The sequence below is a fragment of the Saltatorellus ferox genome, assembly GCA_007751475.1.
Classification (GTDB): domain Bacteria; phylum Planctomycetota; class UBA1135; order UBA1135.
In genome coordinates, this window is sequence record CP036434.1 from 2,515,153 (window position 1) to 2,536,440 (window position 21,288).

A 21,288-nucleotide genomic window follows, 5' to 3' on the forward strand; every position below is an offset into this window, starting at 1 on the left:
GTTCATCGACGACCTACACTGCCGTTCCCATGACTCACCCAGACTCCGATTCGGAGCGCGACCCGGGACTCGCCATGTTTGGCGGACATGCCATGCAAGATCAACTCGAGGTCGTCGCGCCGCTGGTCGACGCCGTCTGGACGCAGATCGCGGCGCTGAAGGAAGGGAAGTCCCACGTGCGCATCGCTTTCACGAGCCCGGAGAACCAGTCGGGGACGACGCTGCTTTGCGCGGCCACCGCCGTCTCGCTCGCTCGAAACATGCGTTCGGACGTTCTGATGGTGGAGACGCACATGCGTCACCCGGCGGCGGCCGGCTACCTCGGCGCGGAGTCCACGCCTGGCTTCTCGGACCTGCTGCTCGGACACACGGATCTGGAGACGGCGATCAAGACCGTTCCGGGTGTGCCGGGCCTGCGTCTTCTGCCCGGCGGGACGGCCCGTCCGGCGATCGCGGGAGAGCTGGCGGCGCGCAACGCCCAGGAGATCCTTCGCACGCTGATGACCAGCGCGAGCTTCGTGCTCTTCGACGCGCCACCCCTGGTGACCTATCAGGAGGCGCGCGGGCTGCTGTCGTTCGTCGATTCTTCCGTGCTGGTGCTTCGCTCACGTTCGTCCAGCAAGAAGGGCACGATCCAGCTCGCGGAGCTGATCGAGACCGCACGCGTGCCGATCCTCGGGACCGTCCTGAACCGGCACGAGTCAGACTTCGGTTTCCTCGAAGGCAAGCTCGGCATCAACGGGTGATTCAGGGCGGTCTTCCCTCCCGCCCGCGTGTCTCGCGGCGGGCGGTGGTGGACCGACGTTTTGGCCACGATCCCTTCGACCGATGACGCCCTCGCACCGCGATCCACGAGCAGGCTCTCCCGAGGGCGGAGACGGCGTGGATCCCGGCATCCACGCGGACTCTGACGCGGGAAAAGTCCAGTTCGGTTTGAAGTGGACGGCGCTCTCGATGGTCCTGTTCCGGTTCGCCCGGCTCGGTACGACGATCGTGCTCGCGCGGATCCTGACGAAGCCGGACTTCGGCCTCGTCACCATGGCGATGGCGTTCATCATGGCGTTCCAGGCGCTGCGCGACATCGGCTTCGGGCCGGCGTTCGTCCAGCGCAAGGATCTCGACGCCGAGGAAGAGCAGACGTTCACGAGCACGATGTTCTGGGTCGTCGGCGCGATCAACGTGGTGATGTTCTTGGTCGGCTACGCGATGGCCCCGTATGCCGCCACGTACTTCGACAAGCTGGACGGGCTGGCGCCGATCCTGCAGGGCGTCTTCTGCCTGCTTCTGATCGAGGCGCTGTCCACCGTGCCGACGGCGATCCTCCAGAAGCGCCTCGAGTTCGGCATGATCGCGACGGGGGAGATGGTGGGGATCGTGCTGCACACGGTGCTGTCGATCGCGCTTGCGCTCCTCGGCTTCGGCGCGTGGTCGATCGTCCTGGGGACACTTGGTTCCCGTTTGGCCCAGACCCTGCTCGTCGTGAGGATGAGCGGGTGGCGACCGACGAGGACCTTCAGCGCCCACGCCGCGAAGGAACTCTTCGGTTTCGGCCGCTATCTGTGGGGCAACTCCTTGCTGGGCGCCTCCTCCAAGGTGGTCGATAAGATGGTGGTGGGCAAGATCCTGGGTGACACCGCGCTCGGCTACTACGGCAACGCCTACAACCTCTGTACGACGGCGTCGAAGCCGATCTTCTCGATCATCCTGCGTGTGACCTTCCCGGCGCTCTCGCGGATCCAGGACGACGCGCCGGCGATCCGAAGGGCGATTCTGACCGCTATCACCAGCGTCTCCCTGGTAACGGTTCCGCTCTCCTTCGGACTTTCGGCCGTCGCGACGGATTTCGTCACGGTGGTTTATGGCCCGAGTTGGGCGCCGATGGGCCCGATCGTCCAGATCCTGGCCGCCTACGGCATCGTGGCCTCGGTCGGCTCCATCACGTCCCCGATCTTGATGGCGACGGGTCGAGTCCGGAACCTCTTCTACTATTCGCTGCTGGGGCAGGCCCTGATGGTGGCTCTCTTCCTCTGGTTCGGCCGCTACGACGCCGTGGGCATCGCCTGTGGCCTCCTGGGCGCGACCTTCAGCGCCGAACTCTTTGCCTTCTGTTTCGCGATGCGAAGCATCGGCCTCCCCTTGCGCCAGGGAGCCGCTCCGATCGCGAGATCCCTGGCCGCCGCCACGATCATGTACGCCGCGGTCCTGGTCACCGAGCGAACCCTCGCCACCCTGACGCCCCTCCAGCGTCTCCCCATCTCCGTCCTGGTAGGAATCCTGACCTACGCCGCCGCCACTTTCCTCCTCAACCGAAGGGCCGCCCAAACCTCCCTGAAAGGCGTCAAAGGCGTCCTTCTCTCCAAAGGCCGCCTGGCCTGACCCCCCCCTCCATTCCGACACAAACGGACCAGGTCCGTCCATTCCGGAACAAACGGACCAGGTCCGTCCATTCCGGAACAAACGGACCAGGTCCGTCCATTCCGGAACAAACGGACCTGGTCCGTTTGTTCCGGAATGGACGGACCTGGTCCGTTTGTATCGGAATGGACGGACCTGGTCCGTTTGTGTCGGGTCAGGACGCGCTCAGGATGGCCTCGAACTGGGCGTTCAGGGTGGATTCGATTTTTGGGAGGGCCGCGGCGAGGGGCGTTCGGGAACTGGCGCGCGCTTCGTAGGAAGACCTCAGGGTTTGGAGGGCCTCTTCTTCCGACAGGGTCGTGGGGTCGGCCACGCCGGGGGATTGGTTCGCGATTTCGAAGACTCCCAGGAATTTGGGGCTGTAGGCGATCGCCGAAGCGGGCACTCCCGTGGAGAGGGCCGCGATCGTGGCGTGCATTCGCGTTCCGTTGAACCAGTCCAGGCGGCCGATCTCGTGCTTGATCTCCGCTGGCTCGAACGGAGGAGAGAGGATCGTCACTCGATCTCGGTGCTCCTTGGGTAGGGTCTCCAGAAGTTCGCGGGACGCCTGCGGGTCCGACTCGTAGTGGCCCTCCGGTTCGATCACGTGTGGGACCAGCGCCACGCGGGCATCCGTGGAGGTGGTCAACCACGTCAGGAAGCGGGTGACCAGGGAGCGGTAGTCGAGGATGAAGCCGTAGCTCTTCGCGCGTTCGGGGCTGCCCCAGACGAGCCCGCTCACGTTCAAGCCCACGACGGGAGGGCCGTTCGAGCCGTCGCGCTCTTCGATCCAGCGGTCGAGGATCGGGCTGATCCCGCCGGGCCGCCGGCGAGGGCGCATGCCGAACGCCACGTCTACGCCGAGACGGTGGCGCGATGCATCGAACGTGTCTCCGAGGAGGGACTTCAGGACCTCGAAGCTGCGCGCATCACGGGCCCACGCGGAAGAAGCACCGCGGCAGAGGTCCGCCGCCTCGGCTCGCATCCCCGCGTCCACGAACGGCCCGTAGGTCTGTGGGAGGAGGACCAGCGGCACGCCCAGGTCGAGGCTCAGTCGCTTCGGGAGCGAGACCGTTTCGAACCGATGTCGACCGTAGAGATCCGTGAACGAATCGCCGCCCGACAGGTCGAGGACCGCCGTCGCCCTCTTCATCGCCTCGACGCCCGCGTTCGGCAGTCTCAGGCGGCCTGCGATCTGCATCACCTTCAGCGTATCCCCACGCCACATGCGCCTGGAGTGGTTGGCGCCGAGCAGGTCGTAGCTGACGGACCGTTCAGAAGCATCAGGGGTCGTCATCACGAAGGACCCCGAGCGCTGCCCGCGGCGGTAGTCGAACACCGTGAAGGTCGCGCCAGGACAGCGCGCGGCGATCCCCCCGAGAACTCCCTGGGAAAGAGCGTCCACGCCAAGGTTGTTCGTTCCAGGCGCCGCGCCGAAGAGGCAGAAATGGGGTGTCGATGACGTATTCACGATGGGGGAGACTATCCTCTTCAGCACCCGGAAATCCCTTCCCGTCGTCCGAAACAGTGAGCCGAGGAAAGCCTCCAATCGGTGCCTGAGCCCCGCGCAGATTCTGCCGATGATGCAGGAGACCAGGGCTCTCCATCACCTCGCCCTGGAGCTTCCACCCCGATGAATTCCGCGATCCAGAGCATCCGAGACGTCGCCGAGCGCCAGCTCTGTAGCGGCTGCGGCGCCTGCGCCTACATGCAGCCCGACGCGGTTCGCATGGTGGACGATCTCGGCCAGGGCCGTCGCCCGATCATGCTGGGGGATGCTGACACCACGGAAGCCCTCGCCGCCTGCCCGGGGGCGGAGCTCGTCCACGACTATGACCGGACCGAAGTCATGGCCGAGCTGCACCGCGGCTGGGGACCCGTTCGCGAGATCTGGGAGGGCTGGGCCAGCGACCAGGAGATCCGCTTCGAAGCCAGCTCCGGCGGAGCCGCGACCGCGCTCGCGCTCTTCGGTCTCGAGCACGACGGGGCCGGTGGCGTCCTCCACATCGCCGCCCGGGAGGACGTCCCGACGCTCAACGAAACGCGCCTCTCTCGGACGCGCGCCGAAGTGACCGCCGCGACAGGCTCGCGCTACGCCCCGGCGAGTCCCTGCGACTCGCTGGCCCTCGCCGAGTCCGCCGACGCTCCCGTCGTCTTCATCGGCAAACCCTGCGACGCTGCCGCCGTCAAGAAGGCCCGCGCTCTCCGCCCCGCCCTCGACGCGAAAATCTCGGTCACGATCGCGATCTTCTGCGCTGGCGCTCCGTCGACCGAAGGCACCCACGAGATGCTCAAGCTGATGGGCTTCGAGGATCCCCTCGCGGTCGACTCCGTTCGCTACCGCGGGCGAGGCTGGCCCGGCCGCGCCCGAGGCGTGCAAGCCGATCGCGAGGAGAGCCTTAGCTACCACGAGTCCTGGGGACAGGTTCTCCAGCGCTTCGTTCCGTGGCGCTGCCGCATCTGCCCGGACCACACCGGCGAGTTCGCCGACATCTCCGTCGGCGATCCCTGGTACCACGGGACCATCCCCGAGGGCGAGTCCGGCCGAAGCCTCGTGATCGCGCGAACGCAGCGAGGCGTCGACTTCCTTCGCCGCGCCCGCGAGGCTGGCGCCCTCGAGCTGGTGCCCCGCGGAGCGGAAGCGCTCACCCGGTCCCAGCCGAATCTGCTGCACGTGCGCGGCGCCGTCTTCGGCCGCGTCCTGACGAGCCGCCTTCTCGGCGCCGCCACCCCGCGCTACCGCGGCTTCCACGTCTTCGACGCATGGCTCAAGCACCTTTCCGTCAAGCAGCGCGCGCAGGCCTTCTACGGGACGGTGAAGCGCGTGTTCACCAAGGGGCTGCGCAAGCGCTTGCCCGTCGTTCCCTACGAGCCTGCCGTACGGAACGCAGCGATTGAGGCCACGGGCCAGCGGGAGCCGATGCCGGGGAGCGACGTCGCATGATCTCCGCCACCCTGGCGCTCGCCGACGCCTACGTCCGCGAGGGATTCGGCACGCGCGAGTTCTTCAATCAGACGACCGTGCACCCGCTCGGGCTCGCCGTCCTCGGCGTCCTCGGACTCGCAACGTGTCTCGTCCACCGTCGCTACCTCCTGCTGCCGCTGCTCGCACTCGCCTGCGTCGTACCCCAGGGCCAGCGCATCGTGATCGCAGGTCTCGACTTCAACTTCGTCCGCCTGCTGCTCCTCGTGGGCATCGCGCGCGTCGTGGCCTTCAGTGAATGGACGCACATCCGCCCCAAGGCGCTCGACAGAATCGTCGTGGCGTGGACGCTGATCGGCGCGATCGGATACGTCCTTCAGGTAGGGGAGTTCAGCGCCGTGATCTACCGCCTCGGACTTGGCTTCGACATCCTCGGCATGTACTTCATGTGCCGGGTCGCATTCCGTGACTGGCGAGACGTCGACATCGCGGTAACAGGTTTCGCGGTGATGGCCTGCTTCTCGTTCTTCTTCTTCATGGTCGAGAAGCTCACGGGCCGCAACCCCTTCTCGATCATGGGCGGCGTGCCGGAGTTCACGGGTATGCGCGAGGGGAAGCTCCGGACCCAGGGCCCGTTCGTTCACGCCATCCTCGCGGGTTGCTTCTGGGCGTTGCTGCTTCCGATAGTCGCCGCCAAGGTGCTCAGCAAGCGCCGGTCCCAGCGCATGCTCGGTTTGTTCGGGTCCCTGGCGATCCTCAGCATCGTGCTGTTCTGTGCCTCCAGCACGCCCCTTATCGTGCTGGGCTGCAACGGACTGGGAGCCATCATCTACCGCTACCGCCGACACATGCGCCTGATCCGCTGGACGACGGGTCTCGGACTCCTGGCGCTTCATCTCTACATGAAGCAGCCGGTTTGGCACCTGATCGCCCGCATCGACGTCGTGGGGGGCTCCACGGGCTGGCACCGCTACAAGCTGATCCAAAGCGCGATCGACAACTTCCACGAGTGGTGGCTCTGCGGGATTCCCTCGACCGCTCACTGGGGCTACTTCATGTTCGATGTGACGAACCAGTACGTGCTGGAAGGCGTCCGCGCCGGGATCGTGGCCGTGATAGCCTTCGTCTGGGTGCTCGTCTACGCCTTCAAGCATGTGGGAGAAACGTGGCCGACCGTGCGGCGAAACGACTATCTCTGCCTCCTTTCCTGGGCATTCGGCGTATCGATCTTCGCCCACGTCAACGTCTTCCTGGCGGTCTCGATCTCGCACTCCGCCCAGAGCCTGCTCGCGCTGCTCTTCGTCCTCGCAGCCATCGCATCCATGGCGCCAGATCCGGTGGCGCAGCCGCTCGGGGAGTGGCTGCGACCGCGTCGCATGAGGCTTCTACGGGCGCGGGTGGCCGCCGCGCGTGCCTCGATGGAACGTGCTTCGTCCAGAGATCCGCTTGGCACGGCGTGACATGCAATCCATGACGTCGCCGAAGGTCAGAGCTGTTGCCCACACATCCGCCGATCGGTCTGATCGACAGGCCGCCGTGGACGTGACGGTCGTCGTGGTCAGTTACCGCACCCGAGAGATCACGCTGGAGTGCCTGCGCTCTTTCGTGGCGGAGCTCGGATCCCTGACCGCAGACCTGATCGTCGTCGACAACGCCTCGCCCGATGGATCGGCGGCGGCGATCGCAGAGCTCTTCGCGGGAGTCTCCAGTCCAGGTATCACCACGACGCTCCATGCGCTCCACGAGAACGTCGGCTTCGGTGCTGCCTGCAACTTCGGTGCAGAGAGCGCGCGCGGGCGCTACGTCCTGATGCTGAATCCGGACACCGTCACCCTGCGCGGCGGCGTCGAGCGGCTCGTCCGGTTCGCGGATGCGCACCCGGGCGCGCGCATGTGGGGCGGGCGCACCCTGCACGAGGACGGCGCGCTGAACCCCGCCTCCGCATGGGCCCAGCCCACGCCCTGGAGTTCGCTCTCCTGCGCGCTCGGGCTCGCCTCGCTCTTTCCGAACAGCCCGCTGTTCAACCCCGAGGGGTACGGCGGCTGGGATCGCGACTCCGTCCGCGAGGTGGATATCGTCTCTGGTTGCTTCATGCTCGTCGAAGCCGATCTCTGGCGGGACCTGGGCGGATTCCATCCTGACTTCTGGATGTACGGCGAGGACGCGGATATCTCGCTCCGCGCGCGCGCCTCCCACGGCGCGCGGCCCACGATCGACCCGTCCTCGGAGATCGTGCATATCGGTGGTGCGTCCGAGTCCGTGCGCGAGGATCAGATGGTGCGCCTCTTCAGCGGCAAGGCCCAGCTCTACGCGAAGTTCAGCGGGCCGTTCGCTGGCCGCTTCGAGCTCTACTGCCTCGACCTGTGGGCGCTCGTTCGCGCCGCCCTCCTCACGCCGGCCTCGCTGATCGTGCGAGGCAAGAGACCCTCCGCGCGCGCGTGGCGCGGCATCCTCGCCCGCCGCCGCGAGTGGCACGCGGCCTTCGAGCGTACGGGGCGCTACGACTCCTCGGTCCGCGAAGCCTCGCGCGCCCGGTCGGGACGGCCCTCTCGTCCGACCGGGGACTCCGGGCCCAGGGGGCGCCGCCGCCTTCTCGCGGTTGCCTCTGCGGGCGGACACTGGGCAGAGCTCATCCGACTGCGTCCGCTCTTCGACGAGTACGACGTCACCTACGTGACCACCCACGCGGGCTACGCCTCCGAGGTCCAGGGACGGCCATTTCGAACCGTCACGGAAGCCAGTCGCTGGGACAAGCTTCGCCTCATGCGCTCGGCTCTCAAGATCGCATGGCTCCTGGTACGCCTGCGCCCAGGCGCCGTGGTGACGACGGGAGCAGCGCCCGGCTGGTTCGCCCTCTACTTCGGCAAGAAGCTCGGCGCCAAGACGGTCTGGATCGACAGCCTCGCGAACGGGGAGGAGCTGTCCATGAGCGGCCAGCGTGCCGCGAAGCACGCGGACCTCTGGCTGACCCAGTGGCCCGAACTCGCCCAGGAAGGAGGACCGGAGTACGCCGGGAGCGTCCTTTGAAGATCTTCGTCACCGTGGGAAGCCAGCTGCCCTTCGATCGCCTCGTTCGCGCCGTGGACACCTGGGCCGCCAAGTCCGGCCGCGGCTCGGAGATCGTGGCGCAGGTAGGGGCAACGGCCACGACGTTCCAGCACTTCGGCGCCACCGCCGAGCTGGATCCAGCGGCGTTCCGCGCGGCCGCCGAGTCTGCGGACATCCTCGTGGGCCATGCGGGTACGGGGACGATCATGGCCGCGCTGTGTGCGGGGAAGCCCGTCGTCGTTCTCGCGCGGCGCGAGTCGCTGCACGAGACGCGGAACGATCACCAGGTCGCCACCATCGAACGTTTCCGACACCTTCCCGGATTCCACGGGACCATCCGCGAGGAGGAGATCCCCGCCCTGATCGATGCCGCTCTCACCGAGGCCAGGTCTCTCCCGCCCGAGGCCCAGCCCCTGCGTTCCCACGCGTCCGGCGCGATCGTCGACCGCCTGCGCTCGTTCCTCGACGAGGCCCTGTCATGAGCGAGCCATCTCCCGCCGGTGTCGCTGAGTTCGACGGGGTCATCTGCTTCGGCGGAGAGGACTGGTGGTACCACAACCGCGCGCACTACGACATGCAGATGATGCGTGAGATGTCGCGCCATATGCCCGTGCTCTACGTCAATTCGATCGGCATGCGCGTGCCGACGATGACCGAGGGCGGCATGTTCTTCAAGCGGGTCCAGCGCAAGCTGAAGAGCTTTTCCCGTGGCCTCGTTCGAGTGCGGGAGGACTTCTCCGTGCAGAGCCCCGTCGTGGTCCCGGGGCGGCGCGGCATGAAGCTCTCGGGCTGGCTGCTGCCGCGCCAGGTCGCGCGCGCTGCTCGCAAGGTCGGTATCCACCATCCGTTGATCTGGGTGGCCTGTCCCCCCGGGATCGCCGCGGCCCGCCAGATGAAGCACGCGGGCCTCGTCTACCAGCGAACCGATCGATTCGAGTGCTACGAGGGCGTCGATGCGGATCTGATCCGCGGGTTCGACGCCGAACTCAAGCGTGACGCTGACCTCGTGCTCTACTGTTCACGGCATCTCTTCGACTCGGAGTCCTCGGCGGGGCACGCTGCGGCCTTTATCGACCACGGGGTCGACTTTGGCGACTTCGTGACGGCAGGAGATCATCCCGACGCCAGGGGCTCCGCTGCACCCGCCGTGGTTCGCGCCGCACTCCAGGGCCGCAGTGGACCACGCTGCGGTTTCATCGGAGACCTCGATTCCGCGGTGTTCGACGCGGACCTTCTCCTGAAGACGGCCGCTCTGATGCCTGACGTCGAGTTCGTGCTCGTGGGCGCCTGTACCCTGCCCGAAGGATGGGCGGATGGCGCGCCCAACGTGCATCTCACGGGCCGCGTACCCTACGAGGACGTCGCAGCCACGATGGCGTCGATGGACGTGCTGATGATGCCGTGGCATCGTTCGGAATGGATCGATGCCTGCAATCCGATCAAGCTCAAGGAGTACCTCGCGACCGGTCGGCCGATCGTATCGACGGACTTCCCTGAGCTTCGGCATTACGAGGGGCTCGTCGCCGTGGGCAATGAGCCGGAGACGTTCTCCGCCGCGGTTCGCGCAGCGATCGACGCGCCCGACCCCGAGGTGCGCGACCGCGGGCGCGAGCGCATCGCCGAGGCGACGTGGACCTCGCGGGCAGAGTCGGCCCTTCAGGAGCTGGAGGCCCGCGCCGGGCTCATCGGCAGACGTGGGCCGAGCAGGAGCGGCCGATCCATCTGATCGGCGACCGGATCAGTAAGCGCCCTTGCCCGAGAAGACGGCGCCGAACGTCTTCCAGACGAGCTTCAGGTCGAGCCCGAGCGTACGCTTCTTGCGATAGCGTACGTCCATTCTCATCCATTCACGGAAGGTCACCTCACTTCGGCCGCTGACTTGCCAGATGCAAGTGATGCCGCCGGTGATGTCGAGTCGCTGTCGCTGCCACGTTTCGTACTCCCTGATCTCGTCCATGACGGGGGGGCGCGGGCCCACCAGCGTCATGTCGCCTTTCAAGACGTTGAAGAGCTGAGGCAGTTCATCGATGCTGAACTTACGGAGCATCTTGCCGACGGGCGTGATGCGAGGATCGTTCTTGATCTTGAAGATCGGGCCGTCCTTCTCGTTCACGAGCCGGAGCGCATTCTTCCGGTCCTCTGCGTCCCGGTACATGGAGCGAAGCTTGTAGAACTGAAACGGTCGCCCGCCGCGGCCCGCGCGGGCCTGCGCGAAGATAATCGGACCTGGCGACGTGAGCTTCACGAGCAAGGCCGCCGTCAACAGCACGGGGGAGACGAGCGCGAGCGCGGAACCTGCGACCACCACGTCTATGGCGCGGCGGTAGGTCGGCAGGCGCTCTTCGAAGTACGGCGCCAGATCGCGGATGGGACGCGTTTCGGTGTGTACCGCTTCAGCAGGGACGGCCTCGACGGCATCGGCCTCGACCTTGGCCGTCCCGGGCCATCGCAGCGCAGGCGAAATGGAGGGCGACTTCGGCAGTTGAATTGCCACCGAGGCGAGCGCGGAGGATCCCGAGGAGAGGCCGAAGGCCGTGGCTCTCGTGGCTCTCGCCTCACGCCCTTGGCCGCGAACGCTCTCGACGCGGGCGAGCGAATGAATGTGGCGCTCGGGCTGGGGCTGCCGCTGTTCGGGCCGTTCGATCACGGACGTGGCCGCGAGCGTGGCCTTCAGCGACAGCCGCGTGGGCGCCTCGAGGCTGGCTATCCGTCCGTCACCCGAAGCGCCCTCTGACGTGGGATGCTCCACCCGCCCGTAGTCGTGGAACGGGTGACCGTGGTCGTCTTGGCCCTCGTCACTGGTGGCCCGCGGCCCGCTCTGCGTCGAGTGGTTCTGTGTCGAGAAGTTCTGTGTCGATATGTGAGGTCTGTGGCCAGGCCTGTGATCGTTCGACGTTCCGGACTGGTCTGTCCCGCTGGAGATGCCAGTGCCCGTGCCATGGTCTGGGTGCGGGTACGTGTAGACCTCGCAGCTGGCCGTCAGACCATACTCACCGAGGTCCGCGAGCGCGTAGTCGGCGAAGGTCCACGTATCGACGCCGGTCGTCTCAGGGAGCAGGACCGCCAGGCTGCCTTCTTCCACGATCCCGACGTCGTCGTACGTGCGGATTCGGTTCAAGAGGATCGCTGCGGTCTTCTCCATCGCCTCGCGCATCGTTCCCACCGTCTTCGCTTCCGGAAGCCGGAACACGGCCAGTGAGAAGCACTGATGATTCCGTTCCACCCGCGCGCGCTCGCGCTGGAATGCCCGCTCCAGCTGCACCGCATCAAGAATGCCGTGCGCTGTCAGCGTGTCGACGAGCGCTGGCTCAGAGGCGCTGTTCGAGCGACTCCGTCGGGTCTTCCGCAGGGACCATTTCGGTCGAGACTTCATTCGAGCGGCGGGCTGGTCAGGTGACGAGACGGCAGGGAGTTCCTGGAGCCAGCCCGCGGGGACGGCTGAACTTCCAGCAACGAAAGATATCCGGCTGGCGGGCGAAAAGGGTCTTTCAGGAGCGGCTCCTCACCGATTCTTCATCCACCTCTGCTTCTATCGGAGCCACGACTGCCTCATCTGGAAGGAGACTTGCGCGGGGCTGGTGGCCGCCATGGGGCAGCGAACCCTCGGTGGTAGGCATGAAAGGCTCGCGGGAAGGGCGACGGGCTCTCCGCCCTGCAGGATCACGTGTCCGCGTCCGAAGGGGCCTGTCCGTAGCGGGTCACTGGGTCCGAAAATCGCCACGGTGGGCACGCTGAGGGCCGCTGCCATGTGCATGGCGCCGGTATCGCCGGTCACCATCCCTCTGGACAGAGAAAGGAGTGCCGTGAGCTGGCGGAGACTCGTCTCGCCCGTCAGTACGTGCCACTTCGAGACAGCCTGGCCAAGCGCTCGACCCATCTGGACGTCTTGGGGTCCTCCCGTCACCACGACAGGGACGTCGGGAAAGTCCCGTTCCAGGTCGGGAGCCAGGGCTCGGAATGAGGCTTCGGGCCAGAGCTTCTCCGGCTTGGAGGCGCCGATGTTGAGCAGGATCGGGGCGGCGCCGCCGCACGCCTCTGCGACGAAGCGTACGGCCCACGCCTCGCTCTCGCTGTCGGTCGCCAGCGTGCGAAGGAGTGGGGCACGGGGCAGTCCCAAGAGGTCGAGGAAGCGCTGGTACTGAAGCACCATGTGTTCACGCGGATGACCGGAGAGGATCCTCTCCTTCGTCCAGAGCCAGCTCTGCTCCTTGGCCCTCCCGCGATCGAATCCCAGGACTCGCGGCGCTCCGGAGAACCGGGCGAGGAGGGCGCTCTTCTGCAGTCGCTGAAGATCCAGCGCCACGTCGTAGGAAGAGTCTCGGACCTCGCGGACGACGCCGCGGAAGCCCCGCAGTCCGTCCCCTTTCTTCCAGACATGGATCCGGTCGACGGCCGGATGGCCCTCGAGGAGCGGCTTCGAAAGTGGATGCACTGCCCAGCCGATCGTCGCCGCCGGGAGGTGGTGCCGAATGCCGTTGGCGACGATCAGCGCGTTGACGACATCGCCTATGGCGCCCAGTCGAACGAGGAGGATTCGGGGCGCAACGAAAGGCTCGAGGTCGCTCGCTGCGCTGCTTCGATGCTGCCCGCTCAATGGTGAAGGTGCGTCCCGCAGCGCTTGCAGAACATCGCGTCGCTCTGGTGCCCTTCCAATCCGCATCCGGTGCAGACCTGGCCGCTCACCCGCTCCCGCGGCGAGCTGCGCGCGATCTCTGCGCTCACGATGCCCGTGGGCACGGCGATGACGCCATAGCCCATGATCATCAGCAGCGAGGAAACGAACTGCCCCAGCGGCGTCTCCGGGGAGATGTCACCGTAGCCCACGGTCGTCAACGTGACGATCGCCCAGTAGACGCTCTTGGGGATGTTGTCGTAGCCATGCTCCGCTCCTTCGATCAGGTACATCACGGAGCCGGAAATCGTCGTCAGGATCACCACCGAGATCATGAACACGATGATCTTCGGCAGGCTCGCCCGGAGCGCGAGCGTCAGCTCATCCGCCTGCCGCACGAAGTGAGCGAGCTTCAGGACGCGGAAGACGCGCAGGAGCCGCAGCATCCGGACGACCACCAGCGCTTGCGCCCCCGGGACGATGGCCGCGATGAAGGTCGGGGCGATCGACAGGACATCGACGAGGCCGAAGAAGCTACGCGCGTAGACGGCCGGCTTCGGATGACACGCGAGACGCGTCACGTACTCCAGCGTGAAGATCCAGGTCAGAACCCACTCGGTGACGCGTAGTTCGTCGCCATACTGCGCGTGGAAGCTCTGGACCGTCTCCAGCATGACCACGACGATACTGAGGACGATGACGATGAGGAGAGCGACATCGAAATGGAGGCCGGGTCGGGTGTCGTGCTCGAAGATCGTCTCGTAGAGCCACTTTCGCACGCCCCTGCCCGAGGATGGAGGCAGCGGCGAGGGGGGAGGCTGCGACGGAGGCGGTGTACTGGCGGGGGGCGGGACTTCAGGTGGCGTGGCCATGACCCGCGATGATGGGGTATGGCCACGTCACTTCACAAGGATATGGTTCCGTGGTCAGAATCCGGCAGCCTGGCTCCGCTGCGCTCGACGAGGTCACCCGAGGCGCGTGGCCCGATCAGCTCGCCGAGGCCGAGGTTCCTGAAGTACCGGGGGACGGCGACGTCTGCCCCTGCAGAATGCTTGGGTCTTTGGGTCTTTGGGTCTTTGGATCTTCAGCAGAATCTGTGGGCCTGAAGCGCTCCAGTCCTGCTGCGAACTGGGACCGCCGGGCCTTGGCTTGAGTCCGCTGGACTCCGGAACTCCTGCCAATGCAACCAAGGAAGCGGAGGAGGCGGGATTGTCGAGGGGGCGCGGCGCCCCTGTGGGGGATGGAGGATTGGGAGTACGCGAGCCCGGGCCTGGCCTCCGCCTTGAGAGACAAAAGCAAGAAGTAGAGTCGCGGAGGCGAAGAGTGGAAGTCGCGAAGCCGGTCCGCAACGGGTCGCCACAGAGCCGCGAGCTACGCCCGAAGAGCCCCGGTGACACGCGGGAGGTCATGGATCGTGAGCAGCCCCTTGGCCCCGCCCTTCGTCCAGCCCGTTCGCAGGAGCCATGTCTGCGCCTCCACGCTTACGCAATCGACCTTGTCCAGACCCTGACGCTCTGCAAAGCCGCCAAAGGACATAGCGCTCGAGCAAGGATCCAGAATCCCCAAACCGAGCCCGCGGTGCACATCATTTCGCAACACGTACTTCAAAACGTTCCGCATCTGCGTCGGCGACTTGATCACCTCCAGATGGAAGCGCTCTGCAAAAACGCTCCCTTGTCTCACCCGCCCCCAACGCCCTCCCCCAACGCCCTCCCCATGCGCGCTTTTGCCATGCATTACCATAGCCCAAACGAGCCAATCCATCAACTCCAAATAGCCTCCAAATCACGCTTTAAAGCTCAAACTCGCCACTTTAGCCAAATCCCCCATCCACCCTCGAACAATATACTCGGCAGACCATTCCCACCGGCCAACTCGCACTCCGCGCCCCCGAACCTCCCAGTCTTGCCTCCCCGTCACAAGGCGTGGGCCAGGGCCAAGCTCGCACCCTGACAACTCCCCATCCCTCCCAAGGCCGCCGCGCCTGCCAAGCTCCCGCTCCTCCCGCTTCCTTGGTTGTATTGGTAGCAGCCCAGCAGCCCAGCAGACTGCCTCCCCCCCCGAGCCCCAAGCCCTTGGCAGTCACATGAACAGGGTGCGAGCTTGGCCCTGGCCCACGCCTTGTGACGGGGAGGCAAGAGTGGGAGGTTCGGGGGCGCGGAGTGCGAGTTGGCCGGTGAACCAGGCTCCCAAGATACGCTCGGGGCAGCTAGCTTATGGGGATGAAGCTCTCACTCCGGCACCTTTCAGTCCTCGCCCTCGCGTCCTCGCTCCTGCCGTCCGCAGGAATTGCTCAGATCACCTGGACCGGCGCCGTCGGGCCGGGGATCTTCGTCGAAGGCAACTGGGACCTCACCGCCTCGACGGTCACCATGCTCGATCCTGGCGTGCCGATCCTCGATAACGTGCGCTTCATCGGCCCTGCCCCCGACGCGCGAATTCCCGATCTTGCGGGACAGGGCTCCTTCCAGGTCGGAGATGGCTTCGGCGTGGTGATCGACGGCATGCGCGTGTTCGCAGCGGCCGACGACGGACTCGGATCCGAACCGGGCGCCTCCGTTGGAATCACGGTCGAGGTCGTGAACGGCGCGAGCTTCGAGCCGTACTTCGTCGTGAACGATACCTGGATCGATATCGATTCGAGCAGCCAGGTGATCCTCGGCGGACCCGGGGACCCGTTGAATCAGTCGTATGTCAACATGACGCTCGGTGCCCGGCTCGAGTTCCGCCTGGAAGACCCGACGGAGTTCCGGAACGAGCATCTCACCAGTCTGACGGTGGACGGGCAGCCCGCCGTCGAGGGCACCAACATTCGGGTCGATGCGGTTGGGAACCAGGGGTCCCTCGTGACGGTTCTCGCCGCGCCGCTCGGGACCAACTACTGCGCGGCCAACGTGAACAGCTCCGGCGTGGCCGCACGGATGGCCGCTTCCGGCTCCGCTGCGGTCGGAGCGAACCAGCTGAGCCTCGAGTGCCTCTCGATGCCCCAGCTCGTCTTCGGATTCTTCATCGTGTCCGAGACGGCCGGCTTTGCCGCGAATCCGGGTGGCTCCGCCGGCAACCTCTGCTTGAGCGGCGCCGTCGGGCGCTACATCGGTGCCGGGCAGATCCAGAATTCGGGCCCGGGCGGGACCATCGGGCTCTCCGTGGATCTGACGGCCATTCCGCAGCCCAACGGATTCGTCTCGGTGAATGCGGGCGAGACCTGGCGCTTCCAGTGCTGGTTCCGCGACTCATCAGGGGGTGCACCGACGTCCAACTTCTCCGACGGGATCGAGATCCCGTTTTCCTGAGAGAGCACTCCGTCGCCGTGCCGAAGCCGTCAGCTGGTGAGGCGCAGCTGCCACGCCTCGATCGCTTCCCGGCGCGCTTCCACGTAGCGCAGGAATTCGGCGCGACGCTTCTTCATCGGGGAATCTGCGAGGAGGTCGAACTCGATGCCGAGCACGACGTCCGGGCCGCTGCGATAGCCGTGCTTGATGACCGCGGGGCCTTCGAACGGCTCCTTGATGCCCGGGACGTCCACGAAAATGGTAACGCGTTCCCCGCTGCGGAAAATGGCCGCCTGGACGAGCGGCAGGGAAACGCCGAGTCCCGTGCGAGAGAGATCCTGGGCCTCGCCGCGGACGCGGTGGGGGCCGTAAGCGATCTTGACGCGGACGACGGAGTCGATGTCAGGCTTCACGCGCATCGCCGAGCGACGGTTGAAGTAGCGGCCGAGCGCGTCGTCCAGCTGGGCGTACAGGTCGCCGAGCTGCGAGAACTGGATCTCGATCAGGACCATGGCATCGTCCCATTGGTCGAGGCGCCGAACTCGTCCGATCGCTCGGACGCGCCAGCCGTCCTTTGGGTGGTAGATGTCGAGTTCCACGACCTCCCCTTCGCCCCCGAGCGGCGCCAGATGGAACGGGAGCACGATCTCGGCGCCCTGGATGTTCATGTCGTACAGCTCCACGCGGAACGGCTGATGGCCGTCGAGCAGCAGCTGGACGTGCAGGTCCTCCGCTTCCGGAAGAGCCGCGTGCTGCGGCCGCGTCGACTCTCTGGGAGCGGGAGCCGACGAATGGCGCTTGGCTCTTTTGAAGAGGCTGAACTTCATGGGATGACTCGGAGTGGGGGGGCTCCGACGGGCGATTCTTCGGCCAGCTCTGGCGTGCTGATGAAGCCCACCGCCGAAACTGGACCCTGCCGGAAGAATCTTCGTCCCAGGTCGAGACGGCGGTCGGCCTGCGGCTCATGGGCGTGGGTCAGCCCGTCGCGGTACGATCCCCTCGTGGAAACTTATTGCCGCGCATTTCGAGCCCCCCGCGTCAGCCGCGTGCTGGTGGGGTAGCGTTGGACAACGCCATGAAGCCACATCTGCCGAAATCTGCCCTTTCTCCCTCCGAGACGGCCTCATCCACAGCCCCTGATGGGGCAACCGATGAGGCGGTACGCCCCGGTGTTGCCACCCCTGACATGGCCGCCGATTTCTCACACCGCATCGCCGTCGCGGAGAACCTCAATCTTCGTGAGCGTATCGGGCGACTCGAAGCTTCGATCGCGTCCTGGGCGGCCGATGTGGACGAAGCCAACGAGGAGAGCCAGAGGCTTCGCACGGAGATCGAATCGCTCCGCGCTCAGGCGCGTGCCTCCGAGGACGCCCGCCTCGCGGCCGAAGCAGAGCGCTCGCGGCTCTACGAAGCGGTGAGCCTGCGTGACGCGCACATCGCGGAGCTCGAGGCTCGCATCGTGACCCACGATATGGACGATGTGAATACCCGTCGCACCCGCTCGCGCCTCGTCGCCCTTCGCAAGCGTGCACGCGCTCGATTCACCGCGCAAGCGGAAGAGATCGAGAGCCTCCGACGTATGCTGGCGCTCGGGCACGCCGCTCGTCGGCAGATCGAGGATGAACTCGCCGAGATGCGAATGGACGCAGAGCGCAACGCGCGCTACCTGGACAAGCTGGAGCGCAGGCTCGAGGAGACCGAAAGCGAGCTCGCGGATCGCAGGAATTAATGCCATTGGGGTCCGGCGCGCCTTGCGAGCGCGAATCCTGACGGCACTCGCGAAACCGCATTCTGTGGCGCAGACTCCTAGCCCATGACCGTTCCGGTGACACTGATTGCGGGCTTCCTCGGCTCGGGCAAAACGACCCTCGTTCGACGGATTCTGGCGGGGTCGCACGGCGTCCGCTGCGCCGTCATCGTCAACGAGTTCGGTGAGGTCGGCATCGATGGGGATCTCCTGCAGCGCGCCAACGTGAAGCGCGCCGACTCGCAGGGAGGTGGGGCCGTCGTCGAGCTGGCGAATGGCTGCATTTGCTGCGAGATCCAGGATGATCTTCGGACCACTCTTCTCGGGCTCGTCCCCGAGGACCCCGCTCGGGCTCCTTTCGATCGCGTCCTCGTGGAGGCATCGGGGGCTGCGTCACCGGGTCCGGCCGCGCAGACTTTCCTGATCGACGGCGTTCTCCAGGCGCGCGTGCATCTGGACGGCATCGTGGCTCTCGTTCACGCGGGGCTGATCGATCATCTGCTGCGCGAAACGGCCGAAGCCGAGGCCCAGATCGCCTACGCGGATCGGATCGTGCTGAACCACGCGGATCGAGTCGAAGCCGAGGAGGCGGAGCGCGTGGCCGGGCTCATGCGGTCGCTCAACCCGCTGGCGGACGTTCGGACCGCCGTGCGCGCGGAGGTACCGCTCGATTGGGTCCTGGGCCAAAAGGGCGCGGTCGAGCGCGAGCCACCGGGGCCACGGGTGACGCGCGCCGCGGACCGCGAAGTGGCCAGGCATACGAAGGGGCTCGGATCTGTCTCGCTCGTGGCGAAGGGGGCCGTCGATGTGGACGCACTCGTGATCTGGCTCGAGTTCCTTGCCAAACGGCGGTCGCACGAGCTGATGCGCGCCAAGGGCGTCGTCGCTGCCCGCTCCCGGCAAGGTGGCCAGCAGGGAGTCCCGCCGAGATGCCTGGAGATCCAGGGCGTCTATCGCTGGCTCGAGGTCACCGATGGTGAAGGTGAGGCCCCGGAGCGATCACAGCTCGTCCTGATCGGTCGAGACCTGGACGAGGCCGAGATTCGCAGGGGCTGGGCGGCGATCACCGGAGCCGGCTGATCGCGACGAGAGCCCGCAGAGGCTACGATGCCCGTGCGATGGCGCGAGCGCGGCATCGCCCCGTTTCACCTCGTCTCCACGTCAGGCCTCCACGTCACGCCATGACCCTCCCTGCATCCGCCCTCTCCCGCCGCCACTTCGTCACCGGAACGGCGGGCCTTCTGGCCGCCGGTATCGGAGGGGAGATAGGGGCAGCAGCCAATTCCCTCCTGGACACCGGGGAACGACTCCGCCACGCACCCAGCATGAACTCCAAGGACGACCCCTGGTTCAAGATCTCCCTCGCCGAGTGGTCCCTGCATCGCACCCTCCGCAAGCCCACGAACGAGGGTGGAATCCGCAATCTGGACTTCCCTTCGGTGGCGAAGGCGCAGTTCGGATGCGACGGGATCGAGTACGTCAACGCGTTCTTCCGTTCGCCGAACGCCAGCGGTGAGGACGTCGCTCGCGGGACGGACTTCGGCTACCTCGAAGAGCTCCGTGCTGCCTGCACCGATGCGGGCGTGCAAAGCCTTCTGATCATGGTCGATGGGGAAGGACAGCTCGCGGACGCCGACGATGCGCATCGTCGAGACGCGGTCGAGAATCACTTCAAGTGGGTCGCCGCTGCGGCGTATCTCGGCTGCCACTCCATTCGCGTCAACGCGGGGGGGCAGGGCGAGCGGGACGAGATGGCTGCGCGCGCCGCCGACTCTCTTCGTCGCATCGCCCGCGTCAGCGACGCGTACGACATCAACGTCATCGTCGAGAACCATGGCGGCCTGTCCTCGGACGGCGCATGGCTCGCCGACGTGATGAAGCGCGCGGATCATCCGCGGGTCGGAACGCTGCCGGACTTCGGCAACTTCTACGACTACGACCGTTATCAGGGCGTCGCGGACCTCATGCCGTATGCGAAGGCCGTGAGCGCGAAGACCCACGACTTCGACGCGTCTGGAAACGAGACGAAGACCGACTACAAACGAATGCTCCAGATCGTCCAGGACGCTGGCTACAGGGGCTGGGTCGGCATTGAGTACGAGGGAGGCAACGGCGACGAGGCGGCTGGAATCCTCGCGACGAAAGCTCTTCTGGAGCGCGTCCGGGCCGAGCTGGGCTGAGCCGGATACCCTTGAGCCTGATCGCCATGAACCTCGCTGCGCTCGTTCTCCTCGCCGCTTCGGCCCCTTCGATTTCCGGCCCGCCGCAGACCGGTCGTGGGGTCGAGGTCCCGGCGATGGAGGCTGTAAAGGAAGCGGTGCAGCAAGCCGCGCAGGAGGCGCGCTGGTACGCCGACATCGACGAGGCGCGCCGGATCGCCGGGGCCGAGGGCAAGCACGTGCTGGTGGACTTCACCGGCACGGGGTGGTGTTCGTGGTGCAAGAAGCTCGACGCCCAGGTGCTCGGGACACCGCTCTTCGCGGAGGCAGCCGCTTCGAACTTCGTTCTCGTGAAGGCGGACTTCGACGCCCAGGGGAACGCGCGCCGCGATCTACCCTGCGCCGACAAGAACGATGCGCTGAAGAAATCGCTGGGCGTGTCCGGCTTCCCGAGCATCATCCTGATGACGGCGGATGGCACGGCGTACGCCGCCATGGGCTACGAGCGCGGCGGCGCAGGACCCTACGTGGACAAGCTCGTCGAACAGCAGCGTCGGGCCCGTGAACTGGAGGCTGCGGTGGCGGCCGTGAAGTCGGCGGTGGCGTCGGCGAGTTCGAAGGAGGAGGCCCTGGCCGCCGCCTTGGCCGCGGTCGATGGGCTCCAATCCGCCGGCCCACATCAGCTGGGTCGACCGCTGGTGCCGATCGTGCGGGCCTTCCTCTCGGGTATCCCCGTCTCCGGCGCGACGCCGGCGGAGTCCGACGCTGAGGCGCAGGCCATTCTGGCGCTGTCCGGCGCCAACGTGGTCGATGACGCACTCGTCGACCGTGCGTTCCGCGCGGACCCGAAGAACGCAGCGGGCCTCCCCGAGGCGGCGCTCGCTGCGGCCATGCGGACCGTCGGGGACCCGTCCGAAGTGGCGCCGCTGATCCTACGGGCGGAGGCCATGCTCGCCACGGTTCCCGTTCACGATCGCCAGGTGGCGGCGCAGCTCTACGGAGACTGCGCCTACTGGATCAAGAACTGGCAGCAGGACGCTGAGCGCGCGCGGATCATGGCCACCTTTGCCCTGCGCCTGGATCCGGTCGACGAGAACCTGCGGCGCATGCTCAAGGATCTGGCCGGGAAGTAG

General features: G+C 66.4%; 17 protein-coding genes. 12 read left to right on the forward strand and 5 right to left on the reverse strand.

The features are described from left to right. Positions 1-29: 29 nt before the first annotated feature. Positions 30-746, forward strand: coding sequence for a CpsD/CapB family tyrosine-protein kinase (locus Poly30_RS08975; RefSeq protein ID WP_145196416.1), 717 nt, complete (start codon positions 30-32; stop codon positions 744-746). 82 nt (positions 747-828) lie between these two features. Continuing rightward, positions 829-2,376 carry a lipopolysaccharide biosynthesis protein gene (locus tag Poly30_RS08980; protein WP_145196418.1) on the forward strand — a complete coding sequence of 516 codons (1,548 nt, stop codon included), beginning with the start codon at positions 829-831 and terminating at the stop codon, positions 2,374-2,376. Between the two features lie 193 nt (positions 2,377-2,569). Here the strand turns inward: Poly30_RS08980 and Poly30_RS08985 are convergent, their stop codons facing one another. Next, positions 2,570-3,865, reverse strand: a complete 1,296-nt coding sequence (locus Poly30_RS08985; RefSeq protein WP_419191148.1) for a polysaccharide pyruvyl transferase family protein — start codon at positions 3,863-3,865, stop codon at positions 2,570-2,572. Positions 3,866-4,027: 162 nt separating this feature from the next. On the opposite strand from Poly30_RS08985, the gene Poly30_RS08990 reads away from it, so the two are divergent. The 5 genes from Poly30_RS08990 to Poly30_RS09015 are packed head-to-tail and all read left to right on the forward strand — an operon-like array spanning position 4,028 to position 10,091. Then, positions 4,028-5,338 (forward strand): Coenzyme F420 hydrogenase/dehydrogenase, beta subunit C-terminal domain, encoded by a 1,311-nt coding sequence (locus Poly30_RS08990; protein ID WP_419191149.1) that lies wholly within the window; start codon positions 4,028-4,030, stop codon positions 5,336-5,338. Beyond that, complete coding sequence (locus tag Poly30_RS08995; RefSeq protein WP_145196422.1) at positions 5,335-6,777, forward strand: hypothetical protein; 1,443 nt, start codon at positions 5,335-5,337, stop codon at positions 6,775-6,777. The genes Poly30_RS08990 and Poly30_RS08995 overlap by 4 nt, the downstream gene beginning before the upstream one ends. A 10-nt stretch (positions 6,778-6,787) precedes the next feature. Beyond that, positions 6,788-8,344, forward strand: a complete 1,557-nt coding sequence (locus Poly30_RS28285; protein ID WP_419191150.1) for a glycosyltransferase — start codon at positions 6,788-6,790, stop codon at positions 8,342-8,344. Continuing rightward, positions 8,341-8,847: a glycosyltransferase gene (locus tag Poly30_RS09010; RefSeq protein WP_419191151.1), complete on the forward strand. Its 507-nt coding sequence runs from the start codon at positions 8,341-8,343 to the stop codon at positions 8,845-8,847. Before Poly30_RS28285 ends, Poly30_RS09010 begins: the two co-directional genes overlap by 4 nt. Continuing rightward, positions 8,844-10,091: a glycosyltransferase gene (locus Poly30_RS09015; protein ID WP_145196426.1), complete on the forward strand. Its 1,248-nt coding sequence runs from the start codon at positions 8,844-8,846 to the stop codon at positions 10,089-10,091. The genes Poly30_RS09010 and Poly30_RS09015 overlap by 4 nt, the downstream gene beginning before the upstream one ends. 12 nt (positions 10,092-10,103) lie before the next feature. On the opposite strand, the gene Poly30_RS09020 is transcribed toward Poly30_RS09015, so the two are convergent. From Poly30_RS09020 to Poly30_RS09030, 3 genes are all read right to left on the reverse strand, one after another. Then, positions 10,104-11,738: a sugar transferase gene (locus tag Poly30_RS09020; RefSeq protein ID WP_145196428.1), complete on the reverse strand. Its 1,635-nt coding sequence runs from the start codon at positions 11,736-11,738 to the stop codon at positions 10,104-10,106. Positions 11,739-11,894: 156 nt separating this feature from the next. Continuing rightward, entirely contained in the window at positions 11,895-12,959 is a 1,065-nt protein-coding gene (locus Poly30_RS09025; protein WP_419191152.1) for a glycosyltransferase family 9 protein, read from the reverse strand. Next, the gene (locus Poly30_RS09030) at positions 12,956-13,756 is read right to left on the reverse strand and encodes an ion transporter (RefSeq protein ID WP_419191153.1); all 801 of its coding nucleotides are present in this window, start codon (positions 13,754-13,756) and stop codon (positions 12,956-12,958) included. Before Poly30_RS09030 ends, Poly30_RS09025 begins: the two co-directional genes overlap by 4 nt. 1,443 nt (positions 13,757-15,199) lie before the next feature. Here Poly30_RS09030 and Poly30_RS09035 point away from each other — a divergent pair. Beyond that, a complete protein-coding gene (locus tag Poly30_RS09035) occupies positions 15,200-16,270 on the forward strand; it encodes a hypothetical protein (RefSeq protein WP_145196434.1) in 1,071 nt (356 codons plus the stop codon). Positions 16,271-16,299: 29 nt separating this feature from the next. On the opposite strand, the gene Poly30_RS09040 is transcribed toward Poly30_RS09035, so the two are convergent. Further along, positions 16,300-17,076, reverse strand: a complete 777-nt coding sequence (locus tag Poly30_RS09040) for a PilZ domain-containing protein (RefSeq protein WP_145196436.1) — start codon at positions 17,074-17,076, stop codon at positions 16,300-16,302. 359 nt (positions 17,077-17,435) lie between these two features. On the opposite strand from Poly30_RS09040, the gene Poly30_RS09045 reads away from it, so the two are divergent. From Poly30_RS09045 to Poly30_RS09060, 4 genes are all read left to right on the forward strand, one after another. Beyond that, positions 17,436-17,978, forward strand: coding sequence for a hypothetical protein (locus Poly30_RS09045; protein ID WP_145196438.1), 543 nt, complete (start codon positions 17,436-17,438; stop codon positions 17,976-17,978). An 84-nt stretch (positions 17,979-18,062) separates the two neighbouring features. Then, the gene (locus Poly30_RS09050) at positions 18,063-19,076 is read left to right on the forward strand and encodes a CobW family GTP-binding protein (protein ID WP_145196440.1); all 1,014 of its coding nucleotides are present in this window, start codon (positions 18,063-18,065) and stop codon (positions 19,074-19,076) included. A gap of 101 nt (positions 19,077-19,177) precedes the next feature. Continuing rightward, complete coding sequence (locus Poly30_RS09055) at positions 19,178-20,176, forward strand: sugar phosphate isomerase/epimerase family protein (protein ID WP_145196442.1); 999 nt, start codon at positions 19,178-19,180, stop codon at positions 20,174-20,176. A gap of 26 nt (positions 20,177-20,202) precedes the next feature. Further along, on the forward strand, positions 20,203-21,288 hold the full coding sequence (locus tag Poly30_RS09060) for a thioredoxin family protein (protein ID WP_145196444.1): 1,086 nt from the start codon (positions 20,203-20,205) through the stop codon (positions 21,286-21,288).

Excerpts from the sequence above, each read along its gene's own strand:
- Poly30_RS09040 (WP_145196436.1), bottom strand. The coding sequence starts at position 17,076 with ATGAAGTTCAGCCTCTTCAAAAGAGCCAAGCGCCATTCGTCGGCTCCC.
- Poly30_RS09045 (WP_145196438.1), top strand. The coding sequence starts at position 17,436 with ATGGCCGCCGATTTCTCACACCGCATCGCCGTCGCGGAGAACCTCAAT.
- Poly30_RS08990 (WP_419191149.1), top strand. The coding sequence starts at position 4,028 with ATGAATTCCGCGATCCAGAGCATCCGAGACGTCGCCGAGCGCCAGCTC.
- Poly30_RS08995 (WP_145196422.1), top strand. The coding sequence starts at position 5,335 with ATGATCTCCGCCACCCTGGCGCTCGCCGACGCCTACGTCCGCGAGGGA.
- Poly30_RS09060 (WP_145196444.1), top strand. The coding sequence starts at position 20,203 with ATGAACCTCGCTGCGCTCGTTCTCCTCGCCGCTTCGGCCCCTTCGATT.
- Poly30_RS09050 (WP_145196440.1), top strand. The coding sequence starts at position 18,063 with ATGACCGTTCCGGTGACACTGATTGCGGGCTTCCTCGGCTCGGGCAAA.
- Poly30_RS09055 (WP_145196442.1), top strand. The coding sequence starts at position 19,178 with ATGACCCTCCCTGCATCCGCCCTCTCCCGCCGCCACTTCGTCACCGGA.
- Poly30_RS08975 (WP_145196416.1), top strand. The coding sequence starts at position 30 with ATGACTCACCCAGACTCCGATTCGGAGCGCGACCCGGGACTCGCCATG.
- Poly30_RS09020 (WP_145196428.1), bottom strand. The coding sequence starts at position 11,738 with ATGAAGTCTCGACCGAAATGGTCCCTGCGGAAGACCCGACGGAGTCGC.
- Poly30_RS09035 (WP_145196434.1), top strand. The coding sequence starts at position 15,200 with ATGAAGCTCTCACTCCGGCACCTTTCAGTCCTCGCCCTCGCGTCCTCG.
- Poly30_RS08980 (WP_145196418.1), top strand. The coding sequence starts at position 829 with ATGACGCCCTCGCACCGCGATCCACGAGCAGGCTCTCCCGAGGGCGGA.
- Poly30_RS09015 (WP_145196426.1), top strand. The coding sequence starts at position 8,844 with ATGAGCGAGCCATCTCCCGCCGGTGTCGCTGAGTTCGACGGGGTCATC.
- Poly30_RS28285 (WP_419191150.1), top strand. The coding sequence starts at position 6,788 with ATGACGTCGCCGAAGGTCAGAGCTGTTGCCCACACATCCGCCGATCGG.